This is a genomic window from Nitrospira moscoviensis, from assembly GCF_001273775.1.
GTDB classification, from domain to species: domain Bacteria; phylum Nitrospirota; class Nitrospiria; order Nitrospirales; family Nitrospiraceae; genus Nitrospira_D; species Nitrospira_D moscoviensis.
Genome location: NZ_CP011801.1, coordinates 4,434,655 through 4,461,324, shown reverse-complemented (window position 1 = coordinate 4,461,324; position 26,670 = coordinate 4,434,655). Strand labels below are relative to the sequence as shown.

The following is a 26,670-nucleotide window of genomic DNA, read 5'->3' as shown; positions in this document are numbered from 1 at the left end:
GGGGACACTGCCAGTAGGCATCACTGTCGGCATAAATTAATTTGAAATGAATCCTTGAAAGGAGGGACGTATGGGAATGTTCGAAGACATCGGCAAAGGGAATGTATCAACCGTCTTGGTGGGGCTGGGCGTGGCCATGGTGGCGCCGACCGTGCTGCCTGCGCTCGCCTCAGGTTTGAGACCGCTGGCGAAGGCGCTTGTAAAGGGAGGAGTGACACTCTACGACGCGGCCAGAGAAGGCGTGGCCGAGGCGGGCGAGCAACTGAGCGACCTCGTGGCCGAAACGCGGGCGGAAATGGGAAACGGCGCGCGGCGCACGACGAGGCGGGAGCCGGCCATGGCGAATGGAGAAGATGAAACAGGCGAAGAGGAAAGTACGGCGGCCGGTCGCACACGCCGCCGGCGCGCCCGTTCGTAAGTCGACGGCCGGTGCTCATCCTGAATTTCTACGCACACCCCTGTCCATTTATTAAGAAACGATCAATTTTTTAATAACCAGGGGTTTTCCTAGTGCGCCTTTATGACAGACCTCCTATAGTGGCGCCTCTGCATTGAACCAGGAGGTTGTCTATGGCGCTCTTCGAGGACATCACCAAAGGACCGATTTCCACCGTGCTGATCGGCATCGGGGTCGCGATGGTCGCTCCCACCGTGATTCCCGCCATGGCGTCCGGCTTACGGCCGCTCGCCAAGGCGTTGGTCCGGGGCGGATTGACCCTCTATGACGCGGCGAGGGAAGGCGTGGCCGAGGCGGGCGAACAGTTGAACGACCTCGTCGCGGAAACGCGGGCCGAGATGGCGAACGGGGCGAAAGCCGAGACCAACAGCGCGGAAGAGGAGTACGTGGCGGCCACCGGCCGCACACGCCGCCGGCGCGCCCGTTCCTAAGCACAGAATCCGTCACAGACTGACCGAGGAGGCACCACGTGCAGGCTATCGGTGTGCGGTTGGCCCATCTCTCGCCGGGTCGCATCCGGCTGAAAGTCGACGATCTCAAGCACGATGAGCGTCGGGCCAGGGACATCGAAGCGCAACTTCGCTCCGTATCCGGCATCCATTCGGCGGCCGCCAACCCGATCACCGGCAGCCTGGTGCTCGATTACGACGAAGCGGCCATGGAGTCGATGGAGCTGCCGTTCTCCGTCGCGCGTATTCTCGGAATCTCGTTGAACGATTTGGACCCGGACGAGTTGCGCCGCCTCATGTCGCACCATGGCAACGGCGCCGAACCGACGGACGGCGCCATCGCCGCCGGACTTGAATCGGCCGTGAAGGATCTGAACGCCGCGCTCACGCGCACGATCGGCGCGGACCTGGGAATCGTCCTGCCCCTCCTTCTGGCCGGGCTCGGCCTCCGCAGCTTGATGGTTTCGGAGAAGACCGTCTTGCCGTCTTGGTACGACTATTTGTGGTTCGCGTTCGGTACCTACTTCGCGCTCAATCGTCCCTCACCTGCTCCTCTCCCATTGGGGGCAGAGCACCGGACGGAGGACATGCATTGAAGGAAATGGTCCCGACAGAGCAGCCCCGCACAATACACCCGCGTCACCTTCACCCATCCACCCACATCATTCATCGCTCACCGGGCAGGGTCCGGCTGCGCGTGCCCTGGATCAAAGATCAGCCGGATCTGGCACAAGGATTGGCGGCCTGGCTGGGCGGGCTTCAAGGGATTACACAGTCCGAGGCGAACGCCGACTGCGCCAGTGTCACGCTGTGTTATGAAGAAGGCACGTGGACGGGAGCGAAGCTCTGCCGGCGGTTGAATGGGCTGACGCCCCGGCAGATTGCGCGGCTGCCGGTGGCGAACACGCCATCCGGGACGAATGGGACACAACACTCCTCCTGGTTTGAGCTGTCTCTGTCCTCCACCGGAGTCGCGTTGGGATTGCTGTGCGAGCCATTGGCCCCGGTCTTGGTGCCTTTGCTGCTGGCCGGCAGCGCCCTTCCCATGTTGAAGCGGGCGTACGAGGCGTTGGCGAAAGAAGGGCGTTTGACCGTGGATGTGCTGGATGCCTCCGCCACCGCCTTGCTCGGACTCCAGGGCCGGTTCAGCATGGCGACGTTCATGGTCTGGCTGATTAATCTGGGGGACTACATCCGAGACGCCACGGTGAGCCAGGCCAAGGCGGCGGTTGAATCGGTCCTGTCCTACCAGGAGTCGTACGCGTGGGTGGTCAAGGGTCGACGGAAGGTGAAGCTTCCGGTTCCGAACATCGCCGTCGGGGACACCGTGATCGTGTATCCCGGCGACCGGATTCCGGTGGACGGCGTCGTGCTCTCCGGAAAGGCAACCGTGGACCAACGCGCGTTGACGGGAGAATCGCTGCCGGTGGAGAAGGAGGCGGGCGCGTCCGTCTATGCCGCGACGGTCATTCATGACGGCAAATTGTACATCCGCGCTTCGCGCGTGGGCGATCAAACGGAAGCGGCCAAGATCGTCCGGCTGGTGGAGGGCGCGCCGGCCCATGAAACGGCGATCCAAAACTACGCCGAACGGTGGGCCAATGATCTGGTGCCCTACAGTTTCATGGGGGCCGGCGCCCGCGGGCTCATGGCGGGGGGCGCCAGCGCCGCTGCGTCGGTGTTGGTCATCGACTACGGCACGGGGATTCGCATCGCGGCGCCGACGGCGGTGCTCGCCACGATGACCAAGGCGGTCCGGCAGGGGATTTTGTTCAAGGGAGGCCGCGCGCTCGAGCAATTGGCGGCGGTGGACGCGGTGGTGCTCGATAAGACGGGCACGTTGACCACCGGACGCCCCGAAGTGACCGAGGTCCGCGCCTATGGAAACGCCGGCCGGGACAAGGTGCTCGCGTTGGCGGCTGCGGCCGAGCAGCGGCTCAATCATCCGGTGGCCCAGGCCATCGTCCGGGCCGCGACCGACGCCAAGCTGGCCGTCCCTTCACGCAAGTCCTCGGACTACTCCATCGGCCTCGGCGTCACGTCGCACGTGAACGGCTATGTGGTGCATGTCGGCTGCACGCGGTACATGAAGAAGCTGGGCATCGATGTGCCGGACGACGCGCAGCGCGATCTGGCGAGGTTCGGCGAGCAGGCGGTGTCTCCGGTCTGCGTCGCGATGGATCACCGAGTGATCGGATTGATCGGGTATGCCGATCAGATTCGATCGGAAGCCGCGTCGGTCGTCCAAAGCCTGAGAGATCTGGGTGTCAAAGAGATCGTCATGCTGACCGGGGATCATCCCGACGTCGCCGCGCACGTGGCGAAACACGTGGGGATCACACGCTATGCGGCCGACGTGCTGCCCGAGCGGAAACTGGAGGAGGTGAAGAGCCTGCAACAGCGCGGTTACCGGGTCGCTTTCATCGGAGACGGCATCAACGATTCACCGGCCCTTGCGCATGCGGACATCGGGATCGCCGTCAAGGGAGGGGCGGACGTCGCGCAAGACACCGCGCACGTCGTGTTGTTGAACGGAGATCTCGCGCACATCCCGCTGGCCATTCAACTCGCGAGGGAAGCGGTGGACCTGATTCATGAGAATTGGAACATCATCGCCGTGCCCAACACCGTTGCGCTGGCGCTGGCGTGCTTCGGCGTATTGGGCCCGGGCGCCGCCACGCTCCTGAGCAACGGCTCCGCCATCCTGGCGACGGGAAACTCTCTCCGTCCTCTCTGGAGCAACGGAGCGGGTCTTCAGAGTAAAGCCAGAAGGGCGCGTTCCATCACCACTTCCGCGACGGAGCGGGCGATGGCATGAGAGACGGTGTCGACCATGTGTTCCGTGAACCGAACGGTGGAGGTGACGGTCGTCTGAGTACGAAGATAATCCGATTGCCTCAGCGTCTGGATGATCGCCGTATGCGTCAACAGATGGGAATGAAAGAGCACCAACACGTTCCCGGTGGTGGGATTCGCCGTGACACGGATGACCCCTTCGAGCGATGCCAAGACTCCTTCGACATGCAACGCCTTCTGAACCGATCGCTTGATTTCCGGCACTTTCACCCGCAATCGGCCGTCCATCACATGCAGGTAGGAGGGTACATCGGTCATAGTCACTCCTATTAGTAGTGTGGTCCGTCGGAGCCGTACCTCGGCTTGCCGCTTCTTCTATAGCGCAAGTCTAAAAATCCGGCATTACAATTCCGCTATCGGGAAGTTAAATCGGAGTAAAATCCAGCCTGTTCTCGACTTCCCCTCCCCAGGTCTAGTGCGTTCCCCAGTTGGGCGGACCGGCTCTCTCTGCTAGGAGCTCCAGACAGCCTGAGCTGAAAGGAGGCTACCAATGCGACCAGTGCGCGCCCAAGCCATCCATCCGGGAGAGGTGCTTTCCGAGGTCTATATCAGGGAGGCCTGGCCGCCCTGGACTGTGCCCGCCGTTTCACAAGCGATCGGCCTCTCCGATGAAGAGGTGGTTGATCTCCTCCATGGGAGACGGGACGTGACTCCGGACATCGCCGCGCGGCTCGGAGTCCTGTGCCGGACGACCCAGCAATACTGGCTGAGCCTTCAAGCGACTTATGATCGGCAGGCCGGAAAGAAACGCCTGCGGGTCGCCGCGTAAATGCTTCGGCGGGATGAGGGCCACATCAGTCTTCAGTTAACCGAAACTTAATCCCGCCCTAAACGTCCGTACTTCCCACCCCTGTACAGTACCGGTCCGCTCGCCGGAGGGGTGGACGGTGCCCGATGACTCAGAGCGCGTAGTCATTCTCACCCGCAATCCTGCGGCGGTGGAGGAGCTTCGAAAGGCCTTGGCGCAGGCCGGCTATCACGCCCGGATCGCGACGACGCTTGAGGACGCAGTCGTCGAGCCGGATGGCGCCCACCCCGCCCTCATCCTGATCGACCGCCCGCATGTGCCGTTGGAGACTCCGCCCTCGGTGCGGTCCGGCGACTCCGCACCCACGCTCTTCGTGTCGGTCTGGCCTATGGACGCGCGCTGCTCCGAAGACCAGTACGTGCAAGAATTTGAAGCGGGCATCGATGATCTGGTGGTGGGCCAAACCAGCCGGCAGCTTGTCGCAAAGGTTCGAGCGCTTCTTCGCCGGCGCCGGATTCACCGCGAACCGCCGCGCGTGCTGGCTGCGGGAGGCGTTCGGATGGATCTCGACCGGCACGAGGTGACGGTGAACGGACGGCTCATTGCGCTCACGACAAAGGAGTTCGCCATCTTGCGCTGTTTTCTTGCGGCGCCGGGCCGCGTCTTCTCACGCGACGACATGCTGAACAAAGTATGGGGCGAGGGATATGCGCTTGAGGAACATGCCCTGGACGTCCACATCCATGCGCTCCGGCACAAGATAGAACGGAATCCCGCCCGGCCTACGCTCATCGTGACGGTCAGAGGATTGGGCTACAAGTTGAAGACCGGATGATTGTGACGGCGAGTGAACCGCGTGGCCATGCAGGGGTCAAGTTACATCTGCATCCGGGGCGGAATTCCGTTCACGATGTTCAGCGCATGACTCCCCTGTCGCAGGGGTGCGCAAAGCTGGATGCCAAGGGTTTTCCCGATCCGATCGATCGGAAGTTAACACTCTGTTAACCGATCAGTTGTGACCGCGTAACACTGTTACGGTAATTGATATCGATCTTGCCGTTCTCTCAATCCGCGAGCCGTCCGACAGACGACAATGTTCTCCACAGCCAAGATATGGACGTACGCGGCGGCGGTCTTGCTCGCGCTCTATGTGGCGTGGGTTGTCGCGGCCTCGGGGAAGGGCCGGACCGTTCCGTTGATCACGATCGACGGCTCTAGCACGGTGTTTCCGATCACCGAAGCGGCGGCGGAGGATTTTCAATTGGCGCAGCAGGGACGCATCAGAATCACGGTGGGCATCTCCGGCACCGGCGGCGGATTCAAGAAATTCTGCCGCGGAGAGACCGACATCCAAGACGCCTCCCGGCCGATTGCGCCAGCCGAGCGTGAGATGTGCCGGCAACACGGCGTGGGCTATCACGAGCTGCCCGTCGCCTACGACGCAATGACGATTGTGGTCAGCCGGCGGAACACCTGGATCGATCGGATCACGCTGGAGGAATTGAAACGCATGTGGGAACCGTCCGCGCAGCGCGCGGTCACTCGCTGGAACCAGATCAGGCCGGAGTGGCCGGACGCGCCGCTCCAGTTGTTCGGCGCCGGCTCTGATTCCGGAACGTTCGATTACTTCACCGAGGCGGTGGTAGGGAAGGCCAAAGCGAGCCGGGGAGACTATACCGCCAGCGAGGACGACAACACACTCGTCCAAGGCATCATGCGGGACCGGTATGCGTTGGGTTATCTGCCCTACGGCTACTACGAGAACAATCAGCATCAGCTCCGGGCGATTCCCGTCGATGCGGGGCACGGTCCGATCCTGCCGTCCCGCGAGACGGTGGAGAACGGCGCCTATCGGCCGCTGTCGCGGCCGCTCCTGATCTATGTCAACGAGAAGTCGGCGGCTCGCCCTGAGGTGGAACAATTCGTCGAATCCTACCTCACCGCGGCGGGCCGGTTGGCGACCGAAGTCGGCTTTGTGCCGTTGCCCGGGGAGGTGTATCGCATGGCCGCCGAGCACTTCCGCGCGAGACGCGTCGGGACCGTCTTTGCGGCCAAACCGGCGGCCGGTCTGCCGCTCATCGAGATCGTCAAGCTGGAGCCGGCCCTGTAGGAGTCCGCACGCCATGCATGAGGCTCCGTCCATCGAAGCCGACCCGCGCATCGTCCGCAGGTCCGTCTCGCTCTCCCGGCCGGGTGAGCGGGTCATCGAATTCCTGCTGCTCGCGGCCGCGTTGTCGTCCGTCGGGATCACGCTCGGCATCGTCGGGATACTTCTGTACGAGTCGGCCGTCTTTTTCCGCTCCGTGTCCCTGTTCGACTTCCTGACCGATACGCAGTGGACGCCGCTCTTCGCCGACGCCCACTACGGCATCCTGCCGCTCCTGGCCGGGACGTGCACCACCACGGCGGTCGCTCTGGCTGTGGCGCTGCCGACCGGCACCCTGACCGCACTCTACTTGAGCGAATACGCCGCCAGAGGCGTACGGGAAACGGTGAAGCCTTTTTTGGAGCTGCTGACTTCGGTGCCGACCGTTATTTTCGGCTATTTCGCCTTGCTGGTCGTCACGCCGTTCTTACAGCGTCTGTGGCCGGATCTGCCGGGTTTCAACATGCTGAGCGCCGGCTTGGTCATCGGGGTGATGATCGTTCCCTATATCACCTCGGTGGCGGAGGACGCGCTGCATGCCGTCCCGGTCCATATCCGCGAAGGGTCCTTCGCCCTGGGCGCCACGCGCATGCAGACGGCGCTGCGGGTGGTCCTGCCGTCCGCCGTGTCGGGCATCGGGGCGGCCTATGTGCTGGCCGTCTCGCGGGCCATCGGCGAGACGATGGTCGTGGCCATCGCCGCGGGCATGCAGCCGACCCTCACCTGGAATCCGCTGGAGCCGGCGGCGACCGTGACGGCCTACATCGTCCAGGTCAGTTTGGGAGACCTGCCCCACGGCAGCGTCGGCTACCAGACGATTTTCGCGGCCGGCCTGACGCTGTTCCTCCTCACCTTTCTCTTCAATGTCGGCGGATACCTCCTGAGAACCAGATTTCATCGAAAGTATTGAGGAGGACCGGTGCGCGAGCTTCAAGGCCATATCGCGAGGAGTCAGCGGATAGACCGGCTGTTCCGGTGGGCAGGGCTCGGCTCGATGGCCTCCGCCGTGGTGATTCTGATCTTTCTTCTCGGCACGCTGGGAGTCGAAGGAGGCCGGCGGCTCAGCTGGCAGTTCCTCACCTCGTATCCGTCGCGGATGCCCGCCGAGGCCGGCATTCTGCCGGCCTGCGTCGGCACCTTCCTCGTCATGCTGGTGACGGCCCTGGCGTCCATCCCGCTCGGCGTGGCGGCCGCGGTCTACCTCGAAGAGTACGCGCCCAGAAATCGGGTGACCGCGCTCATCGAAATCAACATCGCCAACCTCGCGGGGGTCCCCTCGATCGTGTACGGGCTGATGGCCCTGGGACTCTTTGTCCACCAACTGCAGCTGGGCCACAGCATCCTGACCGCGGGGCTCACGCTGGCCCTCTTGTGTTTGCCGGTCGTGATCATCGCGACGCGCGAAGCCGTCCGAACGGTGCCGACCGCGATCCGCGAAGCGGCGTATGCCCTGGGGGCGACGAAGTGGCAGACGATCCGCGACCACGTCCTGCCCTATGCCACCGGGGGCATCTTGACCGGGGTCATCATCGCGTTGTCCCGCGCGATCGGTGAAACGGCGCCCTTGATCACGATCGGCGCCCTCTCGTTCATCGCCTTTCTCCCCTCGTCACCGGTGACCGCCGATCCGCCCTTTGTGTCGTTGGACTGGCTGTTCGATCCGTTCACCGTGCTGCCCATGCAGATTTTCAATTGGGTGTCGCGGCCGCAGGCGGCGTTTCACCTGAATGCGGCCGCCGCCGGTCTGATTCTGATGTCGGTGACGCTGGCCATGAACGGCCTGGCGTTTTACATCCGCTATCGCGCACGCCGCCGCATTCACTGGTGAACGGATGATATCGAAAGCCGCTCCCTCTCCACCGATCAAAGCCGATGTCCGCGACTTGAGCTTCTCGTTCGGGCAGACCCAGGTGCTGAACTCGCTGACGCTGCCGGTCGCCGAGCGGCGCATTACCGCGTTGATCGGACCGAGCGGGTGCGGGAAGACCACGTTTCTCCGGTGTCTGAACCGCATGCACGACCTACAACCCGCCGCTCGGTATGGGGGCGACATCACGTTGTATCCCGACAAGATCAACCTGCTCGATCCGGCCGTCGATCCGATCGAAATCCGGATGCGGATCGGCATGGTGTTCCAGAAACCCAACCCCTTTCCAAAATCGATCGCCGAGAACGTGGCCTATGGGCTTACAATCAGGGGCATCCGGGATCGCGCGGTGCTGGAAGAACGGACGGTGCAGGCGTTGCGGGACGCCGCCTTGTGGGAGGAGGTGAAGGATCGCCTCCGCGGTCCCGCGACCGCCTTGTCGGGCGGTCAACAACAGCGGCTGTGCATCGCGCGGACGTTGGCGACGAACCCCGAGATCCTGCTCTTCGACGAGCCCACGTCCGCGCTCGATCCCGTCGCGACCGCCAAGATCGAGGAGTTGATGACGACCCTGAAACAAAAAGTGACCATCGTCGTCGTGACCCACAACATGCAGCAGGCGGCGCGGGTGTCGGACTTCACCGCGTTCATGTTCCTCGGCAAGCTGATCGAATTCGACCACACGGACGCCATTTTCACGAATCCGTCGAATAAGTTGACGGAAGAATACGTAACCGGGCGCTTCGGATAAGGAGGAGGGACGATGGAACGGCACCTCGACATGGAACTCAAGGAGCTGAGGGAAAAGATCCTGCTCATGGGGGGCTCGGTCGAGTCGCAGTTGGAAGACGCCCTCCTGGCGTTGACGGAGCGCAATTCCGACGTGGCGATCCGGGTGGTCGAGAACGATCTGAGGGTGAACAAGCTCGATGTGGAAATCGACGAGGCCTGCCTCCGGCTCCTCGCGCTGCAGCAACCGACGGCCGGCGACCTGCGCTTCATCACGACGGCGATGAAGATCTCCACCGAGCTGGAACGGATGAGCGATCTGGCGGAAAACATCGCCGAACGGGCGATCGAGCTCAACAAGGAACCGCAGCTCAAACCCTATATCGACATCCCGCGCATGGCCCACTGGACTATCCGCATGGTGAAGGAGTCGCTCGACGCCTTCGTCGGCCGCGACGCCGCCTTGGCGCGCAAAGTCTGCCGGGACGACGACTTCGTGGACGATCTGACCGAGCAGTTGTTTCGCGAGCTCGTCTCGTTCATGCTCGAAGACCCGCGCACGATCACACGCGCGATCCGCCTCACGTTCATCGGCAAGTACTTCGAGCGGATCGCCGACCACGCGACGAACGTGGCCGAACTGGTCGTCTACATGGTGGAAGGCAAGATCATCCGCCACATGAGCCAGGAGAGTCCGGACGACGGCTTCGCCATGACCTCGCCATAGCGTTCACTGGCTGTAACACCGGCGTGCCTAATGATGCCTGGGCGGGACCCCGTCGCTCATGCCGGTGGAATACCGGCGTCTGGTGCCAGGCGACGAGGGGCATCACCGTCGGCTGATTCCATGTAAAGCGCTCTAGATCCTCCCTGCGGAACGGAGGGCCCAGTCGGCACCGTCCGCAAGGGCACGGGCATCTCATGCCGCTCGCGGTACCGCCTTACGGCGGCCTGCACGGCAAGGCGGAGAAATTTCTGTTCAGTGTCCGCGTCCGGCACCTGAATCTCGATAAACCGGTCGTCGGGCGAGAGGATCATCCGGCACCTCCTGGGCTCGACGGCAGAAGGTACACCGAGCGGGAGGCGGACTCGGTCAAGTTTGCGTCAAGCTTCCGTTAAATCGCAGTGCGGCGCGAGCTGTCATCGCTGCACGTCGCGGACGATGCCTCGGGTGTCGTATTCGATACGAAGTCCGTCCGGCGGGCGCTCCGTCCCGGCCGCCACGTCGCGCACCCCCAGCCACGGATTCACCGGCTCCATCTCGGTCCGTGCCACGCCGAACGGGGCGGCCCGAACCACGGGGATTTCCATTGGGGGCGGCGGAGTTCGTGTAAGGGGCGGCCGATAAGTCGCGATCTCTCCATCCTGAGACGCCTGAACCATATCGGCCTCCCCGTAGCGCTGCACCACCTCGGATCTCGTGGTTTTCCCCGGCTGTATCCAATCCGTCCTGTCAGCGGCGCATGCGGCGCACGTCAGAAACGCGACAGCCACGAGGCCCATTCGGAGAACCCTCCTGATGGGGTGACGCATAGATCCTCCCTTCTGCGGCTAGTGTCCGGGCGGCAGGAACGAGACGGCGATGGACACGGCGATCAGCACGATGATGATCCATTCCAGGACTTCCATTCGCCTGGTGCCGGCGCGGTCGGACATCTTGCCGTAGATGCTTTCCAGCGTCTGGAGCTTCCGCAAGATGCTCGCGTCCCAGGCTTCCAGGTGGAACCGTTGTGAGACCAGGCGGTAGACGCGGGCGAGATATTGATCGCCGAGCAGCTTCAGCGTGTTCGTGACCCGCTCGAACAGCAGCGCGGCGTCGACCTGCAGCTGCGCGATGTGCGTCGTGTCTTTCTCGTGCGAGCCGGGCAGCGACAGGAGGCGCGGCTTGCGGGACAGGGCCTCGTAGGCCTGGTCCAGCGAACGGTCCAGCTGCTCGTCGAGCAGGCGCATTTCGAGCAATTCGACGTTGGCGAACTCCAGCACGGCGCGCACATCGTCCATCTCCTTGCCGAACAGCACCGCCGCGTTCCAATCGATGAGCGCGGCGTCCTCCAGTCCGAACGAAATCCGGCACGACAGCGCATCGGCCGTCTCTTGTTCCGAGAGCGGCGTGCGCTCGGCCCGCAGAATGCGCGCCAGCTCCGCTTCTTCAGTCATCCACAAGGGGCGGCCTCCCGCCGATTGGCACGATTCAATGGAAAAAATGAGATAGTCCTCGACTTCGTCGGCGACCCGCGGTCGCTCGATGGCCGGCGACAACACGTGAATCAATTGATCCACGCGCGTGCGCGATTCCATCAGGAGCTGCTCATTTTCGTAGAGCGACTCGCTCAGATCCAATAAATGGTCGAACGGACCGTCCAGCGGAAAACGATAGGTGATGGTGACGGCGCCGAAATCGTAGACCATGACCTCCACGGTAGGACTGGACTGGTACAGGCCGACGGCGAACACGCCGCCTTCCTGCACCAGGCGCAGCGGAGCCGGGCGGTACTCGAAATATTGCGGCGCGCGGGCCTTATGGCGCAGGCGCCCCCGTTCGGTGCTCGCGGTGATGCGGCGCTCGGCCTCCGTCAAGTTGATGGACAGCCCGATGTCGTACGCGAAGAGGGCGAAGCAGGTCCCTTTGGTAATGACGAGCGGGCTTGGGGGTGCAGGCATAAGGGAGCGCTCACAGACAACGGATCATTCTACCACGAGGCCGGGCATGGGCCCGTCCTCCACATCGGTCCTCCTTTTCGAAGGGCGGTGTTCGCCGCAGCTCACGTTCGTGCTGATCGTCGAACCTCACCGGGGAGCCTTATGGTTACAGGTACGCGGGCCGGCGCAAGAGAAGGAGCGGATTCGAGCGAGAGACACCGCCGCGCATCGTGCATTCACGGCTGAAGATCAAGCCCCGCCTGACCGGCATGGGTGATCGAGGATCGTTGTAGCCGGCCACGACGCGAGAGCGGGTGGCGGGAGGCTGCGCCGGCTGTAGGCGGGCGTTCGGGCTCGGCCGGGCCGGGGGCGTTGGCCCGCATGCCGGTTGCGGAGGATCACCCCGTCCACCACGTCGCCGCAGTGAATGCACCGCTGCGCCGCCAGCCGTGTGCCGCCCTCCGAGATGATTTCCGGCACGCTCATGCCGGCGCAACGTCCGCACCGCATGGCATCCTCCTCGTTACACGACCCCGGGGTCACCGTCAGCGAGGTGTTTTTACCAGCCTCGGTCGAGCGCCTGTCTTTCCACGGCGCTGAGGCAGGGCACGCAGAAGACGGCGTCCGGCTGTACCTGCAGCCGGCGAGACGGAATGTCCGCGCCGCACTGCCGGCAGCGTCCATAATCAGCTGTCCGTATCAATTGCAGCGCGCGTTCGATCCGGCGCAGTTTTTGAACGTGCGTTGTTTTACCTCCAGCGCAAGATCGTGCGCGCATTCCATGGCGGCCTGGTCGGCGAGGTCGGCGGACGTCTCTGATATGTCCGATGCGGCGAGGGAGAGGGCCGTGCTGTTCAAGAGCATCGCCCGTTGGCGCTCCAATTGCCTACCCAACTCACGGTGCGGGATGACGGGCCGGCCTGAGCCGGGGCTCGGCGCCGACGTCCGCTTGTTGTGTGAAGAGCCTGTATAAGGCATGGCGACACCGTGGATTGGACGTTAGCGTACTGCACCGGGTGCGCCGGTTATGTCAGGAGCGGCTCAAATTCCTGTAACAGGCGGGGACCCGCGCGGGCGGGAGGCATCGACGGGCAGGGCGGCGTGCGGCATTCGGCTCACGGTGCGGCCGCACAGGCGCGAGACTCCCAGCGCGTCGAGCGTTGGGCGTCGTCGAAGTACACCCGATAGCCGGCGCAGCGCGACCCGCCGGCCAGGAAATCGTAGTCCCAGACTTCCGTGCCGGTCGGCAGCCGCTTGAGCCGCTGGGGATCGCCGAATTGATGGCGGAGCTCGTCTTGAGTGAGGCGACCGACGCTCTCTTCGAACGCCTCCAGACGAGGCTCATGGATGCAGGCGAGAAGCAGAAGCAGAGAGGCTGGGGCAAGGAGGCGTGACGCCTTCGGGGTCATCGCCGCGCGGGGGAGGCCGGCTCCGGTTCGAGCAGCTTATAGCCGAGCGATTTCACCGAAACGACTGCCTGGTTCAAAACAGGCAGCTTGGATTTCAGACGACGCACATGGACGTCGACCGTTCGTGTCGTGCCGTAGTATTCGTAGCCCCAGATCGCATTGAGCAGCACATCCCGGGTCAATACGCGGCCGGGATGACGAAGAAAATGCTCGAGCAGCCCGAACTCTTTCGCGGTGAGGGGAGTCTCACGCCCGTCGACGGTGACTTCATGCCGGGACAGGTCCATGACCAGATGTCCATAGCGATACAACGACGGCCTGTCGTCATCCTGCCGGTCGAGACGGCGAAACAAGGCCTTCATGCGGGCTACCAGGGCCTTGGGACTGAAGGGTTTGGTAACATAGTCGTCCGCCCCCAACTCGAGGCCCACAATCGTGTCGGCTTCGTCGGCCTTGGCGGTGAGCATGATCACCGGAAGCAGAGCGGTCTCCGCCCGGCCGCGAAGCTTCTTGCACAGCTCGAGGCCGTCCATTTCCGGGAGCATCAAGTCGAGAATCACCAGATCGGGACGTTCCGACGCCAGCGCTTTCCATCCCTCCAACCCCGTTCTCGCGAGGGTCGTCTGATAGCCCTCTTTCTCCAAATAGAGTTTGACCAAGCGGGCGATGTCCGCCTCGTCCTCTACGATCAGAATCTTTTTCGGCGAGTGGGCAGCCATACAGAGCCTCTCTTGGGAATGAAACCACACCCAACGCCACCACGCTAGCTCCCCCGTGTTACAGGGGCATTACCAATGCGTTAAAGTTTCAATGGTGGGCCGTTCCTGACGCCGCCGCCAATGTTCATCTCTCCCGCCATCCAGCGCATGCAGGCGCTGACACCGGTGGAATGCGACTGGCTGCACGAGGGACGTCCCTAGTTTCTGTAATACATTCTTAATATTTCGAATCTTGACAGGTTCTTGTGGCATTACAAAATTTAGAGAAACTTCCTCTTTTCTAACCAATTGATATCACGTTGGTATACAACCTGGCAAAGATAGAAGATATGGAAACTTTTCAAATCGGCCAATCCAGCGAGATCCAAATTCATAACAAAAAATATGGAAACTAATTCTCTTTCTTCTTTTCTTCAGAAAACTCCCAGCGGCCTAGGTTTCAGTGAAATCTCATTCTTGGCGTGACTAAATTGGCCTGGTGGCCTAACCCCTGGGGGCGGACCACTCCAGCCTAAACCTCACCTGCCAACTCCAAAATGAGACCCATTCAACGGATTTTCTGGACATATGAAGGAGATCATCTTCATACAGAAAAGTCACTAGAGGTACAAGGCTTAACCGGACGCGTGCATGTTTTCTAATCTTCTTCCATACTAGATCCCAAAGCTGATCGACGGCGGGGACATTCCCGCCTTGGCTCATAAGGCCCGATACGCTGGATCTCATCTCTGCGTTGGCCGGCAGACGATGCGCCGTCAGATGTTAGTCCCAGTTGATCACAGGCGGCCCCAGCCTAATCCGCTCCACTCCTCCACTTTCGAGTCGATCTAGTCAGACACGAATGCGCTGAATGGCGTGTATGCGGTGAACCGCACCATCCCGAGAATTCTCACCCTCGGCAACCACCGCGCCACCGATGGTGGAACTCGCGATTTAGACGGTTGGCAAGATCATGGGTTAAATCATCATCCAGGGCCTGCCACTCCGCATTGCCGCGCTATCCGCGGGCCATATTCCTTGTGGAATACGGCTACATTTCAGGTTGTCCCCTCTCTTGTTTGCCAGGCTCATTTTCATCCGGCCAAAAATCGACTGAGTTGGAGCTGCTGAAGGCATCTCGCGTTTCTGAATCCATTACTGTTTCTCAACTCAGGCATTCTGCTGGTTGTTTGTCATTAAGCTGACAGACTTGGATTTGGACGACCTATTAGTATCCGTGAAAGTGTTTAAACGCTTGAACCACAAAAAGCACGCCCGTTGATCATATGGTGCTGACGCGGATTCTGGTTGGGGATGATCAATGGCTGTAATGTGCAAAACTTAAAAAATGTTCGCTCAGTATACCACTATAGCCAAAGTTCAGTGTCGCCCCACTGACACAGCCTGCTGATGCAGGATCTATCCTCCCTGAACGCTCCACGTGCTTGGTCATGGCGTTCCTAGGAAATGAAAGGGTTTGAAAATGAACTCATCAAGATTGTTTCTGGCATTGGCAGGGATGGTTGGCCTTCTGGCTTGGTTGAGCCCTGCCGTGGCGGCGAAAGATTTCCCAGGTAGCCCGGAGCGTGGGAAGGCCTTGTTTAAGCAGTGCCTCGCCTGTCACCAAGTTGGCGAGACGGCACAAAACGCATTTGGGCCGGTTCTAAATGGGGTGGTCGGCAGGAAAGCAGGTTCCTACCCTGGATACGACTATAGTCATGCCCTTCAGGAATCCAACGCAAAAGGGCTCATTTGGACCGAGGATTTACTTACGCAATGGCTGCATGGACCGTCTGATTTTGTTCGGCTCTATTTAGGCAATCCAAAGGCGCATAGCAAGATGCCGATCATGGTCGAGGACGCCCAGGCGCGTCGTGACGTCGTCGCCTATCTTGGAACGCTCGCACATGAGAGTTCCAACATGGATACAGCCGGCCATGACTTAAGTATGGTGACCACGGCCGCTTCCAAGGAAGTAGCGGATTTAGTTGCTAAGCTCGAGCGAGTGAAGCTTGATCTCGTCCCTCCGCCTATGTTGCCACTACACGATCAAGCCACGACCGGTGATCCTAAAGTGGTTGTCGTTGAGCTGACGGTGCAGGAAAAGAAATGGGTTTTGGATAGTGACGGCACAGCGATTATGGCGCTGACTTACAACGGCTCAATCCCTGCTCCAGCTATCGTCGCTCATGAGGGAGATTACGTTGAATTAACGATTAGAAATCCATCTTCCAATCTGATGGAGCATAACATCGATCTGCACGCAGTGACTGGAAAACTTGGAGGAGCGGCATTGACGACTGTGACACCAGGCAATCAAGCCACCATTCGTTTTAAGGCTACGAAATCAGGTACGTTCTTGTATCACTGCGCTCCAGAGGGAATCATGACCCCCTACCATGTCACGCATGGGATGACGGGAGTCATATTGGTCCTGCCTCGCCAGGGGCTCACCGACGAAAAGGGTAATTCCTTAACCTATGATCGAGCCTATTACATCGGAGAAAATGATTTTTATGTGCCACGCGATGCCACGGGAAAGTTTAAACAATACTCGTTCTCTGGCGAAGATCTGAACGACTGGGTTGCCTCGATGCATAGCCTCACCCCATCTCACATTGTTTTTAACGGACGTGTCGGAGGATTAACAGGCAAGGACGCCATGAAAGCGAAAGTCGGCGAGCGAGTGTTGTTTATCCACATGCAAGGAAACCGAGATACCCGGCCTCACCTTATCGGTGGCCACGGAGACTACGTGTGGGAAACAGGCTCGTTTTCCTCTCCGCCATTAAAAGATGTGCAGACGTGGTTTGTGCGAGGAGGTGCGGCAGGTGCGGCTTTATATACCTTTAAGCAGCCTGGTTTATACGTGTATCTCAATCACAATCTGATCGAAGCGGTCGAGTTTGGTGCGGCTGGTCATGTCATGGTCGAAGGTGGTTGGAATAGCGAATTGCTGCAAAGCCTCTATCACGGGTCTCTCAAGCAATAACCTACACATTATGGTGGAGGGAGGGCGGCGGGTTCTTGCGCCGTCCTCCCCACTCCTATCCTTGCTTTGTGCTGAGGTTCTCCCCCTCAGCACCAGTTTCCCTAGGGTCGGGGCGGTGCAAGGCATGTCTGTCTCGCAGCAAGTAGATCTTCTATAAAGCGGACTTTCAAACCTTGGCTAGGAGCATAGGGCGGGCGAATAAGATTCCCAAGTCGAAGGAGAACGGAACTGATATGAGGTTTGTTTTTCGTGACCGGCGTGCATTGTTTCTTGCTTTGTTCCTCTGGCCCGCTTCATTGATGGGGGCCGAGCCCACCGAATCGGTTGTGTCTACATGGAAGTTTAGCGGAGAGTTAAACACATTTTATACTGATAACGTATCCAATTTCTCTGCCTCGCAGCGTCTATCACTGCTTGAGGACCCAACACAGCCGGTCCTTGATATTCCCAGGCAAGGGCGCAGCTTTGTCGTCGAGCCAGTGATTCAGGCGACCCGCTCTTTTCTCCCCTCGTGGGGTAAGCTTGATGCCGCCATTCGTGCCCAAGGATTTATTTTCGAGAACACTCCTGAATTCAATCACGGCACATTCGGCGCACAGATTACGCAAGCGCTCCCGGCAAATACACAGCTGAGGCTTCGGTATCATTACGGTCCCAACCTGCTTTTAGGGACCCACGAAGAGAGCAGACTGGGGGAATCCCGCATCGGGCAAGAGCGTGTCACAACTCATTTTGGAGCAATTGAATTAGAGCGTAAGGTTCTTGATAATTTGACGCTCCGTCTCCTTAATCGATACGGAACCCGTTCGTACAACGAAGCATTTTCTGGACGGGACACGTTCTTTTGGACACTGGGTACGCATATGGAGTGGGAGTTTCGTGAAGGACTCACCTTTATGCTCGGCTACCACCTCGAGCGTGGCCTTGCGAGGGGGCGAAAACAACCTGAATTTGGCGAGGACGTCTCCGGGTACATTCATTACCTTGAGGCGGAAATCGTTGCGCGTCTAACAGAGAGGCTTTCGATTAGATGCGGAATAGACTATGAAAGGAATTCGTTGACGTCGGGTATACCTGATGATGATTTTCGAGGCGCCCATGATACAACCTTGCAGGGTGAGATTGAAGGACGATACGCGCTCACTCAAGGAATTGATCTCACGCTTGGCTATCTTCGATCACAAGGAAAACTGACTTTTGAGAAAGATCTCACTATCGTGAATACGGTCTGGATTGGTAGTGCCTTCCGCTTCTAATCAAACAGATGGAGTCCTTGGTTGTGCCTCACCCAAGAGATGGTCCTCCCCTCAGCACAGGTACCGGATCTTGAGCTCTGTCAGGCAACCCATGTCCATCGCATACCTGGTTCTCCTGCAAGCTGATGAGGCCTACGGGCTCCGGGTATGTTAGAGAGCTTGTCTTGCTCTTTTCATGATCACGCCCTATCCAGGCCGAGCCTCACTACATAAACCTACAGTCTCGGGAGGTCAATTCGCTCAGTGGGGTACCTCCGTTCTCTCCACGCATCAAGTCCCCCTTCAAGAGGCCGAACACGTTGAATGCCGTGTTGTTTCAGCTTTAATGCGGTGCGGGCGCTGGAAATATCGTTCGGGCACGTGCAGTACAGGATAACCTCGTGATCTCTCGGCAGCTCATCTTTGCGATGATCAATCTCTTCGAATAGCAAGTGTATGGCGCCCGGAATACTTTCGGGGTCCGTCTCACGCGACAGGAGGTTTCTGACGTCAATAATCTTGACCGGCTGCCCGCCATCCATCATGTCTTTCAATTCATCGGTGGAAATCTTCGCCATCCGATGTTCACGCAACACCTGTTGTCTACGATGAAATTTGTGCCCGATAAAAATGGCAATCCCGATGAGAGCAGTGACGAGGATCCATTCACCAGCCTGATCGAAAAGAGCCATCATGGACTCCAGTTGATTGCTAAATAAGAATCCCACTCCCTCGGAAATAGCGATCCACAATGCGTATTCCGACCCAAGCCGGCCACTGATTCCGACGCAAGTCGGCCACCCATTCCGACGGAACGCGGCCACTGATTCCGACCGGAAGTCGGCCACTGTTTCGAGTCTCCTCGGAATCGGTGGCCGACATCCCTCGGAATAAGCCGGCGATCCGCCACGGGCTCCTGTCGGAGCCGCCCGCGACACAGGTCCTCCTCAACCTGGGTATCGTGTCCCCTCCATTTACTAGGGGGGAGGGACTGATGCCAGCGGAGCGAGTGACCATGCGAAAAATCAAAGACCTATTGCGACTCAAATGGGCTTGCGGGCTCAGCAACCGACAAGTCGCGGCCAGTTGTGGGGTGGCGCGCAGCACGGTGGCGGAAACGCTCTATCGCGCCACGGCGGCTGGGCTGTCCTGGCCGTTGCCGGAAGAGCTGGATGACGCGCAGCTGGAAACCCGGCTGTATCCGGCGGCCCCCTCGCCGACCAGCCCGCCGCGGGCCATGCCGGACTGGGCCACGGTGCATCAGGAATTGACGCGCAAGGGCGTGACCCTGGCGCTGCTGTGGCAGGAATACAAAGCGCAGCACCCCGACGGCTATCAGTACAGCCGCTTTTGTGATCTCTACGGGGCCTGGCGCGCCACCCTGGATCGGTGTCTGCGGCAGGAGCATCGGGCGGGCGAGAAACTCTTCGTCGATTATGCCGGCCAGACCGTGCCGGTCCAGGATCGGCAGACCGGGACGATTCGACAGGCCCAGATCTTTGTCGCGGTTCTTGGTGCATCGAGCTACACCTATGCCGAGGCGACCTGGACCCAAACGCTCCCCGATTGGACCGGCTCGCATGTCCGGGCCTTCGCCTTCTTGGGCGGTGTGCCGGAAATCCTCGTGCCCGATAATTTACGCAGCGGCGTCACCAAGGCCTGCCGGTATGAACCGGAGCTGAACCCCACCTACGCCGATCTGGCCCGGCACTACGGCGTCGCGGTAATCCCGGCGCGGGTGCGCAAACCGCGGGACAAGGCCAAGGTCGAAGCGGGCGTGCTGCTCGTCGAACGCTGGATCCTGGCCTGCCTGCGGCATCACCCCTTCTTCAGTCTGGCGGAGCTCAATACGGCCATCGCCGCCTGTTTGGACCGGCTGAATCGCCGGCCCTTCAAAAAGCTCCCTGGCTGTCGGCAGTCCCAGTTCGAGGCCGTGGATCGGCCGGCCTTGCAGCCGCTGCCGACCGAGCCCTACGTCTATGCCGAGTGGCGGATCGCCCGAGTGAATATCGATTCGCATCTTGAGGTCGAGGGCCACTACTACAGCGTCCCCTCCGCCTTGGTCCATCAGGCCCTGGATGTCCGGCTCACGGCGGCCACCATCGAGTGTTTCTACAAGGGGCAGCGGGTGGCCAGCCATATGCGGAGTGCCGAGCGCGGCCGCCACACCACGGTCACCGCGCATCTCCCCTCGGCGCACCAACGCTATCTGGCGTGGTCGCCCTCCCGGCTGATCCAGTGGGCGGAGACCGTCGGGCCCGCGACCGGCACCGTCGTGGCCGAACTCCTGGCGCGGCGGCCGCATCCCGAACAAGGCTATCGCTCCTGTCTGGGGATTCTCCGCCTGGAGCGGACGTACAGCGCAGCGCGGTTGGAGGCCGCCTGTCGGCGGGCGCAGGTGCTGGAGGCGTTCACCTATAAGAGCGTGCAGTCCATTTTACAGACCGGCCTCGACCAGCAGCCGCTCCCCGAGCCGGTTCCGACGGTCCCACTCCCGCATGCGCACGACCATCTGCGCGGCACCACCTATTATCAACAGGAAGGAGGGTTCTGATGTTACGTCATCCCACACTCACGGCGCTGGAGGCGATGAAGCTCACCGGCATGGCCACCGCTTTGGCGGAACAACTGGAGATGCCTGAGGTGCAGCGGCTCAGCTTCGAGGAACGACTGGGGCTGCTCGTCGATCGCGAGTGCACGGTCCGGGACAATCACCGGTTGGCGCGGCGGCTGGCCCAGGCCCGGTTCCCCGGCAGTGCCACCTTGGAAGATCTCGATTATCGCCATCCGCGGGGGCTGGAGAAAAGCGTCATCGCGTCCCTGGCTACGGGGCAGTGGATTCGTCAGCATGACAATGTGTTGATTGTGGGGCCCACCGGCGCGGGCAAGACGTATCTGGCCTGTGCGTTGGCCCAGATGGCTTGCCGGCTGGGCTGCTCCGCCTTGTATTTGCGACTGCCGCGGTTCTTCCGGGAGCTGGCGGTGGCCAAAGGCGATGGCCGCTATGGGCGCCTGCTCCGGAGTCTCGCGAAGACGGACCTCGTGGTCCTCGATGATTGGGGGCTGGCTCCCTTAACTGACGAACAGCGCCGCGATCTGTTGGAACTCCTTGATGATCGCCACGGGCGGCGGGCCACCCTCGTGGCCAGTCAACTCCCGATCGATCACTGGCATACGGCGATCGGGGAGCCGACGCTGGCCGATGCCATTCTTGACCGGCTCGTGCACAACGCCTATAAGATCACGCTCAAAGGAGAATCGATGCGCAAACGGCTGGCAAAATCGGACGGAAGTCGGCCACTGAAGACAGACCACTGAGGCCCTGCGTCGCGGGGCTCCGAGGGGTGGCCGGATTCGCTCGGAATCGGTGGCCGGATTCAGCGGAATACACAATCCACAACAATGATCCAGCCGTGTCATACAGGATGAAGATGGGAATTGACATTCCGACGATGCCCGCGAGTGGAGGCGCAATGGTGCTTAGGCCTGGGATGAACTTCGCGACCAGGAGCGTGCGAGTGCCATGGCGTCGAAACAGATTCTCCGAACTCCTCACGCAGGAATCAGGCTCGAGAGACACCTTGCAAAGAAGGCCCAACACTTTCCCCCCTCTCGACCGCCCCAAGTAAAACCAGGCAAGATCGGGAAGGACAGCGGCGAAGAGGGGAATCAGCAGCGCAACACCGACATGCATTTTCCCGGCACCTACCAAAGCACCTGCCGTCACCAAAAGAGGAATAGCAGGAATTGGAATCCCTGCTTGTTCTAGAAATACGACAATGAATAGTATCCACGGTCCGTAGTTGACTAAGACTTCTAGAGCATTCATTCAATATTCCTTATCAATCAGGCTCATATGAACGGCCATCTACTCACAAGATCCCCACACGGAATTGTGGGAGTGTCACGCAGGCATTTACTGCCAATCCCTTCGCCCACTGCTGTGAACCTAAGTATGTCGACTCACTTCAAGGAGTTGAGCTTGCCGCCTCAGCCGCCTGGAGAGTTGAGGCAATGGCTTGACTCACAGCGAAAACAGCCCGACCATACGCGGCAACCACAGCGTCGTAACTCTCATCGGGTACAGATTCTTGAACGTGCACACTATCGGTCTGTCGTCCTGTGCTACCGGCCCGTTGGATAGTCCAAATGGCGTCAATTGTGGCGGCCTTACCGAGGACGGACTCAAATCGCTGGATGTCGACATAGATTCGAGTTTCGGCCGTGTCCGATCCGTGCTGAGGATAATACCGAATGTTCGTAGAGCCAAGTATCCGAGAAAGATTCTCCGCAATGACTCGGGGAATTTCGTTCTTAAGCAGCCCGGCCCAACGATGGGTGTCGGCAACGACGACGCGGTTAGTATTGGTCCGCACCACGAGCTGTGGGCGATCTATCATCTCGGGTAGCGTGATCGGACCAAGCCCGACCGATAGATTCGGAGCAAGATGGGGGCGTTCCTTTCCAGTTACAACAACGCTATTGAGCATGTAATACTGTATGGGAGGCGAGGCCCCGCAACCCGCGATGAGCACGGATAAAACCACCCCCATGGCAAGTCGCGCCTGGACAAGGCTCATGGATTGTCATCCTTTCTCCCGCGAATCAGTGCTTCCGGGTGGCGATCCAAATAATCAGCCAACGTCTGAAGAGATTGGGAGGCTCTCCCTAGCTGGCGCATCGCTTCCCGCGCATCCTGTTGGAGCGGTGAATTGGATGCCGTGAGGCGCTCCACAGACTGCAACGCTTGTTTAGATTCCGCGATAGTTGCCAGCGCTGTCGGTAGAAGCTGTTCGTCAACCCGTTGCACCAGGTGCTCCGTACGCTGCAGTGCGGTGCGCATGGATAGGAGCGTATGGCGGACATCCGTTGCGATCGCGTCGAACGGAACCTTATCCAGCTTTTTAGCCAGGTTCGAAAGGTTTCGCTCAATTCCGGAAAGACCACCGGGAATGGTCGGTAGCTCAGGCGGGTCCCTGGTCCAGTCCGCTGCAGCTTTTTCAACGTCAGGGAAAAAGTCTAGCGCGACAAACAGTTGTCCCGTGAGGAAGCTTCCCGTATTCAATTGCGCGCGCAGCCCGTGCTCTACGAGTGCGTTTATTTTGTCCTTTGTAGTCAAGCCAGTATCTTCTTCTCGCATTAAGTTGTTCTTGAAATGTCTGGCTAATCGATCGGGGTGAAGGGAGAATTCGACCGGAAAGTGGTACGTCTGGGTGTGTGCATCGTACTCCGCTCCGATAGACGTGATTTCTCCAACCGAAATACCGTGAAATTCGACGGGAGAACCAACAGTCAGTCCACGCAAAGATTCTGTGAAGCTTGCGGCGAATCGGATAGCCTGCTTGTCTGGCGCTTTCATCGCCTGCGCCCGATTTTCAAATAGGCGAAAAATCGTATGTTCCTTGGCTTCCTCCATGGCCACCGTACCGTCGGGGGTTTCAAATGCGATGCCGCCAAGTACGATGGTGGCAAGGGATTGGGTCTGGACCATAAACCCGGTCGAATCCAGCGTGACATCGACCCCGCTCGCGTTCCAAAATCGAGTATTTTCGGTAACAAATCGATCGTACGGAGCCTCCACAAAAACAGTAAGTGTGACTCCTGCTCCATCTTGATCGAGGTTGGCCGCTAACACCCGTCCCACAGGCACTCTGCGAAGGTACACCGATGTCCCCACATCGATTGACCCTTGATCCGGCCCTTTGATGATGAATTGTCTGCCGGCTACATCGCCCGTAAAAACAGGGGGCGCTTCGAGGCCCTGAAAATCCCTTCTCGCCTCCGCGGAAGACCCAACATCCAACCCAATGTAGGCGCCAGAGAACAATGTGCCAATTCCTGAAACCTGGCCGAAGGCAATCCTCGGTCTGACGATCCAGAACCGGGTATCATCTCTCAGATACGGAGAAAACCGTTTCGACATCTCCGCGGTGACAATGACCTGTGTCAAATCTTCACTGATCATTACTTGTTTGACTTCCCCAATGTCGACGTCCTTGTATTTGATCTTTGTTTTGTTGGCCTCAAGCCCCTCGGCGGCTCGAAACGTGATGGTAATGGTTGGTCCCTGATCCCAAATAGCCTTAAACGCCAACCACCCTCCGATCAAGGCAGCGATAATAGGGACGAGCCAGACAAGGTGTAGATACCACCGCCCCTTTGGCGCAGCGACGGCGTCTGGTATTTCTGGGATCGCGGTGTCGTGTGGACGGTTAGTCATCAAGGCTTCTCGCTTCGTGCACAGGATCCCAAATCAGCCGTGGGTCGAATGCCCTGGCTGACAGCATACTGAGTACGACAACTGCCCCAAAGGCGATTGCGCCAGGCCCGGCCGAAATGGCCGCAAGTGGTTGTAATTGCACAAGAGCCACGAGCACGGCGACCACGTAGACGTCGAGCATGGACCAGCGGCCGACGAGCTCGACCATCCGATAGACTTTGGCCCGTAGATAAGGCCGCCAAGTCGACCGGCGCCAGGCCGTCGCCACCAGCAGCGTCAGTGCGAATAATTTCAAAAGCGGCACCAACACACTCGCGATGAACACCACTGAGGCAAGTGCCCATGCCCCGGACGTCCAGAGATAGATCACGCCGCTCACAATCGTGTTTTCCTGAGCGCCGAACAAGGAACCCGTTTCCATGAGTGGCAGGACGTTCGCGGGTACATATAGGATATAAGCTGCCACAAGAAAGGCCGCAGCACGTGCGACGCTTTGAGGCTTGCGCAGGCGCAGATGGGTGCCACAGCGGGCACAATCAGAGTCCCCCTGCTGCGATGGCCTCGAGATGAGGCCGCAGGTATGGCAGGAGTAGAGCCCGAGCGCTTTCACTGTAGGGATGGCTGGTGTCATTCGGGATTCACGTGCTCCCACAGCTCTTGGAGATTGAACGCTTGGCCTGCGGCAATCAGCAATATCATCATGCCGCCGAATGACCACAGCGCAATACCTACGACGACATGGGCAATATGGGCCAACTTCACGAGCGAGACCAGTACCGCCAAGACGAATACTTCCGTCATGCTCCATGGCCGCACTTCGTGCAGGAGCCGAAGCAGCATGGACATCCCTACCGGGGTAGCACCGCGGCGCAACGCAAACAGAATCGACAGCATGATGACCAACTCCACGGTAGGAAGGACTATCGTTGTCGCGGCAATGAGCGCAGCGAGTGTCTTCATGTCTTGATGCCACAATTGTGTGATCGCACCGTAGAGGCTGGAGGAGATTCTGTTGCCCTGGATTTCCAATTCGATGATCGGATATGCGTTGGCCACAAGAAACAAGACCAGGGCGCCCAGTGCAAAGGCGAACGCGCGATCGAGGCCCCCTTGAGCACGATAATACAGCGGACCTTCGCACCCACGACAGAGCGCCCATCCTCCATCATGCAGAGGGATGGGGTGCTGGACGAGATCGCATTCATCACACGCGACGACTGAGTTCAAGAAGTTGGCAGCTTTCTTTTGCATCCCCAATAGCGTGGAGGGGGAATTACTGCAAGCCGAGCGCCCGCAAATCAAGGCGCCCGCTCTCCATCGGCGGGCACCAGAAATAATCTCCCGAGACCGGACGAGTGAAGGTAAACAGCGCATCCGTTATTCCATCTTCAGCACCAGCCATTCTGCCTAGAAGAGCCTCAAACGGGTCAAAGGTACGGCCAAATGCCACAAACATGAGCCCCCCTTGTTGATCTTCTATCCAAGGCATCGATCGCCTCACGATAAACGCAGGCGGCGAAAAACTTTCCTGTGCGGTCCGTTTGACGTGCGCAGATTGTGACGCCAAAGGAAGCTCGCTGTTGTCATCCCTTCGACGGCCGATAGCATCATCTTGCTTCGATGGGTCCAGACCTCGAAATCGGCTGAAGTCATGGACCCACTGTTGCACAGCCACGTAACTGCCGCCGTCAAGTCCGAGGCCAAGGCCGCTCGCTACCGCGGCATTGACCGCATCGGTTCCTTCAGGATTCTCAGTTCCATCCTCATACCCAAGTAGGTCAAATCCCGAACGATATCGAAAAGCGTCAACCACCCTGAATAAATGCAGAGCAGGAGAGACACTTCCGGCAATATCATGGGTCTGATGGAAAAGTTCTCCTCGGTCGTTTCCTCGAACCCAACACCAGAGAGCTGCAGGTGTCGCAGACATGTTGATGTCAGTTTTAGAAAAGGCTGGAAATGGACGAAGGCCAGGCACCTCACGATTCAACGCAGCGACAAGCCAGTTGCCAATCCCCACAACAGTCGTCTTGCCGTCGATGAACTTACGAAGATTCACCAATGCCTTGGTGAAATCGCCTCCCGGCGCCATAGTAAAAAACAGATATCGCGCCTGTTCTGGCACCGGCTCGAGGATACCTTTCTGGATTAAACTCATGGAACCCTCTCAGGCTTAGCCCTGGGAAACAGCGGCCATATCGTTTATTACAAAAACACGTGGATC

At 59.6% G+C, this 26,670-nt stretch carries 29 protein-coding genes; 15 read left to right on the top strand and 14 right to left on the bottom strand.

The features are described 5' to 3' along the window. The first annotated feature begins 70 nt into the window (after positions 1–70). The 4 genes from NITMOv2_RS21695 to NITMOv2_RS21680 all read left to right on the top strand — a co-directional run bounded on the left by NITMOv2_RS21695 (position 71) and on the right by NITMOv2_RS21680 (position 3,724). Positions 71–418, top strand: a complete 348-nt coding sequence (locus NITMOv2_RS21695) for a DUF5132 domain-containing protein (RefSeq protein WP_053381813.1) — start codon at positions 71–73, stop codon at positions 416–418. A gap of 152 nt (positions 419–570) precedes the next feature. Beyond that, positions 571–888 carry a DUF5132 domain-containing protein gene (locus NITMOv2_RS21690; protein WP_053381812.1) on the top strand — a complete coding sequence of 106 codons (318 nt, stop codon included), beginning with the start codon at positions 571–573 and terminating at the stop codon, positions 886–888. Positions 889–926: 38 nt separating this feature from the next. After that, complete coding sequence (locus NITMOv2_RS21685) at positions 927–1,502, top strand: HMA2 domain-containing protein (RefSeq protein ID WP_053381811.1); 576 nt, start codon at positions 927–929, stop codon at positions 1,500–1,502. A gap of 101 nt (positions 1,503–1,603) precedes the next feature. Further along, the gene (locus NITMOv2_RS21680; RefSeq protein WP_053381810.1) at positions 1,604–3,724 is read left to right on the top strand and encodes a heavy metal translocating P-type ATPase; all 2,121 of its coding nucleotides are present in this window, start codon (positions 1,604–1,606) and stop codon (positions 3,722–3,724) included. Here the strand turns inward: NITMOv2_RS21680 and NITMOv2_RS21675 are convergent. After that, a complete protein-coding gene (locus tag NITMOv2_RS21675) occupies positions 3,661–4,020 on the bottom strand; it encodes an HMA2 domain-containing protein (protein WP_053381809.1) in 360 nt (119 codons plus the stop codon). The two genes, NITMOv2_RS21680 and NITMOv2_RS21675, sit on opposite strands and share 64 nt — an antisense overlap. A 232-nt stretch (positions 4,021–4,252) precedes the next feature. On the opposite strand from NITMOv2_RS21675, the gene NITMOv2_RS21670 reads away from it, so the two are divergent. The 7 genes from NITMOv2_RS21670 (at position 4,253) to phoU (ending at position 9,979) form a co-directional block, all read left to right on the top strand. After that, on the top strand, positions 4,253–4,531 hold the full coding sequence (locus NITMOv2_RS21670; protein ID WP_053381808.1) for a HigA family addiction module antitoxin: 279 nt from the start codon (positions 4,253–4,255) through the stop codon (positions 4,529–4,531). Between the two features lie 118 nt (positions 4,532–4,649). Beyond that, positions 4,650–5,345: a response regulator transcription factor gene (locus NITMOv2_RS21665; RefSeq protein WP_053381807.1), complete on the top strand. Its 696-nt coding sequence runs from the start codon at positions 4,650–4,652 to the stop codon at positions 5,343–5,345. Between the two features lie 258 nt (positions 5,346–5,603). Further along, positions 5,604–6,620, top strand: coding sequence for a PstS family phosphate ABC transporter substrate-binding protein (locus tag NITMOv2_RS21660; RefSeq protein ID WP_053381806.1), 1,017 nt, complete (start codon positions 5,604–5,606; stop codon positions 6,618–6,620). Between the two features lie 13 nt (positions 6,621–6,633). Then, positions 6,634–7,566 carry a phosphate ABC transporter permease subunit PstC gene (gene pstC / locus NITMOv2_RS21655; protein WP_053381805.1) on the top strand — a complete coding sequence of 311 codons (933 nt, stop codon included), beginning with the start codon at positions 6,634–6,636 and terminating at the stop codon, positions 7,564–7,566. Between the two features lie 9 nt (positions 7,567–7,575). Next, on the top strand, positions 7,576–8,484 hold the full coding sequence (pstA, locus tag NITMOv2_RS21650; protein WP_053381804.1) for a phosphate ABC transporter permease PstA: 909 nt from the start codon (positions 7,576–7,578) through the stop codon (positions 8,482–8,484). A gap of 4 nt (positions 8,485–8,488) precedes the next feature. Continuing rightward, on the top strand, positions 8,489–9,274 hold the full coding sequence (gene pstB, locus NITMOv2_RS21645) for a phosphate ABC transporter ATP-binding protein PstB (RefSeq protein ID WP_053381803.1): 786 nt from the start codon (positions 8,489–8,491) through the stop codon (positions 9,272–9,274). Positions 9,275–9,286: 12 nt separating this feature from the next. Beyond that, the gene (phoU, locus tag NITMOv2_RS21640; RefSeq protein ID WP_053381802.1) at positions 9,287–9,979 is read left to right on the top strand and encodes a phosphate signaling complex protein PhoU; all 693 of its coding nucleotides are present in this window, start codon (positions 9,287–9,289) and stop codon (positions 9,977–9,979) included. A gap of 413 nt (positions 9,980–10,392) precedes the next feature. On the opposite strand, the gene NITMOv2_RS21630 is transcribed toward phoU, so the two are convergent. The 6 genes from NITMOv2_RS21630 to NITMOv2_RS21610 all read right to left on the bottom strand — a co-directional run bounded on the left by NITMOv2_RS21630 (position 10,393) and on the right by NITMOv2_RS21610 (position 14,020). Beyond that, positions 10,393–10,635 carry a hypothetical protein gene (locus tag NITMOv2_RS21630; protein WP_145976474.1) on the bottom strand — a complete coding sequence of 81 codons (243 nt, stop codon included), beginning with the start codon at positions 10,633–10,635 and terminating at the stop codon, positions 10,393–10,395. A gap of 168 nt (positions 10,636–10,803) precedes the next feature. Then, the gene (locus NITMOv2_RS21625) at positions 10,804–11,913 is read right to left on the bottom strand and encodes an RMD1 family protein (RefSeq protein ID WP_053381799.1); all 1,110 of its coding nucleotides are present in this window, start codon (positions 11,911–11,913) and stop codon (positions 10,804–10,806) included. Between the two features lie 228 nt (positions 11,914–12,141). Then, on the bottom strand, positions 12,142–12,402 hold the full coding sequence (locus NITMOv2_RS23685; RefSeq protein WP_145976473.1) for a hypothetical protein: 261 nt from the start codon (positions 12,400–12,402) through the stop codon (positions 12,142–12,144). A gap of 49 nt (positions 12,403–12,451) precedes the next feature. Beyond that, the gene (locus tag NITMOv2_RS25275; RefSeq protein WP_083448292.1) at positions 12,452–12,670 is read right to left on the bottom strand and encodes a TraR/DksA family transcriptional regulator; all 219 of its coding nucleotides are present in this window, start codon (positions 12,668–12,670) and stop codon (positions 12,452–12,454) included. Between the two features lie 337 nt (positions 12,671–13,007). Beyond that, positions 13,008–13,301, bottom strand: a complete 294-nt coding sequence (locus NITMOv2_RS21615) for a hypothetical protein (protein ID WP_053381797.1) — start codon at positions 13,299–13,301, stop codon at positions 13,008–13,010. Further along, positions 13,298–14,020 carry a response regulator transcription factor gene (locus NITMOv2_RS21610; protein ID WP_053381796.1) on the bottom strand — a complete coding sequence of 241 codons (723 nt, stop codon included), beginning with the start codon at positions 14,018–14,020 and terminating at the stop codon, positions 13,298–13,300. The genes NITMOv2_RS21615 and NITMOv2_RS21610 overlap by 4 nt, the downstream gene beginning before the upstream one ends. Before the next feature lie 1,462 nt (positions 14,021–15,482). On the opposite strand from NITMOv2_RS21610, the gene nirK reads away from it, so the two are divergent. Together nirK and NITMOv2_RS21600 are read left to right on the top strand one after the other, a co-directional pair. Then, entirely contained in the window at positions 15,483–16,991 is a 1,509-nt protein-coding gene (nirK, locus tag NITMOv2_RS21605) for a copper-containing nitrite reductase (protein ID WP_238590516.1), read from the top strand. 233 nt (positions 16,992–17,224) lie between these two features. Continuing rightward, positions 17,225–18,247 (top strand): TonB-dependent receptor, encoded by a 1,023-nt coding sequence (locus NITMOv2_RS21600; protein WP_053378009.1) that lies wholly within the window; start codon positions 17,225–17,227, stop codon positions 18,245–18,247. Between the two features lie 215 nt (positions 18,248–18,462). On the opposite strand, the gene NITMOv2_RS21595 is transcribed toward NITMOv2_RS21600, so the two are convergent. Beyond that, positions 18,463–18,921: a rhodanese-like domain-containing protein gene (locus tag NITMOv2_RS21595; RefSeq protein ID WP_083448308.1), complete on the bottom strand. Its 459-nt coding sequence runs from the start codon at positions 18,919–18,921 to the stop codon at positions 18,463–18,465. A gap of 320 nt (positions 18,922–19,241) precedes the next feature. On the opposite strand from NITMOv2_RS21595, the gene istA reads away from it, so the two are divergent. Together istA and istB are read left to right on the top strand one after the other, a co-directional pair. Then, positions 19,242–20,780: an IS21 family transposase gene (gene istA / locus NITMOv2_RS21590; RefSeq protein ID WP_145976116.1), complete on the top strand. Its 1,539-nt coding sequence runs from the start codon at positions 19,242–19,244 to the stop codon at positions 20,778–20,780. Continuing rightward, a complete protein-coding gene (istB, locus tag NITMOv2_RS21585; RefSeq protein ID WP_053378012.1) occupies positions 20,780–21,544 on the top strand; it encodes an IS21-like element helper ATPase IstB in 765 nt (254 codons plus the stop codon). The genes istA and istB overlap by 1 nt, the downstream gene beginning before the upstream one ends. Here istB and NITMOv2_RS23175 read toward each other — a convergent pair. The 6 genes from NITMOv2_RS23175 to NITMOv2_RS21560 all read right to left on the bottom strand — a co-directional run bounded on the left by NITMOv2_RS23175 (position 21,474) and on the right by NITMOv2_RS21560 (position 26,604). Then, a complete protein-coding gene (locus NITMOv2_RS23175) occupies positions 21,474–22,055 on the bottom strand; it encodes a DedA family protein (RefSeq protein WP_083447618.1) in 582 nt (193 codons plus the stop codon). The genes istB and NITMOv2_RS23175 overlap by 71 nt on opposite strands. A gap of 139 nt (positions 22,056–22,194) precedes the next feature. Then, positions 22,195–22,716 carry a PqiC family protein gene (locus tag NITMOv2_RS25270; protein ID WP_420799906.1) on the bottom strand — a complete coding sequence of 174 codons (522 nt, stop codon included), beginning with the start codon at positions 22,714–22,716 and terminating at the stop codon, positions 22,195–22,197. An 86-nt stretch (positions 22,717–22,802) separates the two neighbouring features. Further along, positions 22,803–24,320, bottom strand: a complete 1,518-nt coding sequence (locus NITMOv2_RS21575) for a PqiB family protein (protein ID WP_202967290.1) — start codon at positions 24,318–24,320, stop codon at positions 22,803–22,805. A 118-nt stretch (positions 24,321–24,438) separates the two neighbouring features. Then, complete coding sequence (locus tag NITMOv2_RS21570; protein ID WP_053378015.1) at positions 24,439–25,077, bottom strand: paraquat-inducible protein A; 639 nt, start codon at positions 25,075–25,077, stop codon at positions 24,439–24,441. Continuing rightward, complete coding sequence (locus NITMOv2_RS21565) at positions 25,074–25,697, bottom strand: paraquat-inducible protein A (protein WP_053378016.1); 624 nt, start codon at positions 25,695–25,697, stop codon at positions 25,074–25,076. Before NITMOv2_RS21565 ends, NITMOv2_RS21570 begins: the two co-directional genes overlap by 4 nt. A 22-nt stretch (positions 25,698–25,719) precedes the next feature. After that, positions 25,720–26,604, bottom strand: coding sequence for a Dyp-type peroxidase (locus tag NITMOv2_RS21560; protein WP_053378017.1), 885 nt, complete (start codon positions 26,602–26,604; stop codon positions 25,720–25,722). Positions 26,605–26,670 lie beyond the last annotated feature (66 nt).

Excerpts from the sequence above, each read along its gene's own strand:
- NITMOv2_RS21570 (WP_053378015.1), bottom strand. The coding sequence starts at position 25,077 with ATGACACCAGCCATCCCTACAGTGAAAGCGCTCGGGCTCTACTCCTGC.
- NITMOv2_RS21630 (WP_145976474.1), bottom strand. The coding sequence starts at position 10,635 with ATGGTTCAGGCGTCTCAGGATGGAGAGATCGCGACTTATCGGCCGCCC.
- NITMOv2_RS23685 (WP_145976473.1), bottom strand. The coding sequence starts at position 12,402 with ATGCGGTGCGGACGTTGCGCCGGCATGAGCGTGCCGGAAATCATCTCG.
- NITMOv2_RS25270 (WP_420799906.1), bottom strand. The coding sequence starts at position 22,716 with ATGCTCAATAGCGTTGTTGTAACTGGAAAGGAACGCCCCCATCTTGCT.
- NITMOv2_RS21565 (WP_053378016.1), bottom strand. The coding sequence starts at position 25,697 with ATGCAAAAGAAAGCTGCCAACTTCTTGAACTCAGTCGTCGCGTGTGAT.
- pstC (WP_053381805.1), top strand. The coding sequence starts at position 6,634 with ATGCATGAGGCTCCGTCCATCGAAGCCGACCCGCGCATCGTCCGCAGG.
- NITMOv2_RS21670 (WP_053381808.1), top strand. The coding sequence starts at position 4,253 with ATGCGACCAGTGCGCGCCCAAGCCATCCATCCGGGAGAGGTGCTTTCC.
- NITMOv2_RS21690 (WP_053381812.1), top strand. The coding sequence starts at position 571 with ATGGCGCTCTTCGAGGACATCACCAAAGGACCGATTTCCACCGTGCTG.
- NITMOv2_RS21695 (WP_053381813.1), top strand. The coding sequence starts at position 71 with ATGGGAATGTTCGAAGACATCGGCAAAGGGAATGTATCAACCGTCTTG.
- istA (WP_145976116.1), top strand. The coding sequence starts at position 19,242 with ATGCGAAAAATCAAAGACCTATTGCGACTCAAATGGGCTTGCGGGCTC.
- NITMOv2_RS23175 (WP_083447618.1), bottom strand. The coding sequence starts at position 22,055 with ATGAATGCTCTAGAAGTCTTAGTCAACTACGGACCGTGGATACTATTC.
- nirK (WP_238590516.1), top strand. The coding sequence starts at position 15,483 with ATGAACTCATCAAGATTGTTTCTGGCATTGGCAGGGATGGTTGGCCTT.
- NITMOv2_RS21675 (WP_053381809.1), bottom strand. The coding sequence starts at position 4,020 with ATGACCGATGTACCCTCCTACCTGCATGTGATGGACGGCCGATTGCGG.
- istB (WP_053378012.1), top strand. The coding sequence starts at position 20,780 with ATGTTACGTCATCCCACACTCACGGCGCTGGAGGCGATGAAGCTCACC.
- NITMOv2_RS21625 (WP_053381799.1), bottom strand. The coding sequence starts at position 11,913 with ATGCCTGCACCCCCAAGCCCGCTCGTCATTACCAAAGGGACCTGCTTC.
- NITMOv2_RS21610 (WP_053381796.1), bottom strand. The coding sequence starts at position 14,020 with ATGGCTGCCCACTCGCCGAAAAAGATTCTGATCGTAGAGGACGAGGCG.
- NITMOv2_RS21560 (WP_053378017.1), bottom strand. The coding sequence starts at position 26,604 with ATGAGTTTAATCCAGAAAGGTATCCTCGAGCCGGTGCCAGAACAGGCG.
- NITMOv2_RS21615 (WP_053381797.1), bottom strand. The coding sequence starts at position 13,301 with ATGACCCCGAAGGCGTCACGCCTCCTTGCCCCAGCCTCTCTGCTTCTG.
- NITMOv2_RS21660 (WP_053381806.1), top strand. The coding sequence starts at position 5,604 with ATGTTCTCCACAGCCAAGATATGGACGTACGCGGCGGCGGTCTTGCTC.
- NITMOv2_RS21595 (WP_083448308.1), bottom strand. The coding sequence starts at position 18,921 with ATGATGGCTCTTTTCGATCAGGCTGGTGAATGGATCCTCGTCACTGCT.
- phoU (WP_053381802.1), top strand. The coding sequence starts at position 9,287 with ATGGAACGGCACCTCGACATGGAACTCAAGGAGCTGAGGGAAAAGATC.
- NITMOv2_RS21600 (WP_053378009.1), top strand. The coding sequence starts at position 17,225 with ATGAGGTTTGTTTTTCGTGACCGGCGTGCATTGTTTCTTGCTTTGTTC.
- NITMOv2_RS25275 (WP_083448292.1), bottom strand. The coding sequence starts at position 12,670 with ATGCGCGCACGATCTTGCGCTGGAGGTAAAACAACGCACGTTCAAAAA.
- pstB (WP_053381803.1), top strand. The coding sequence starts at position 8,489 with ATGATATCGAAAGCCGCTCCCTCTCCACCGATCAAAGCCGATGTCCGC.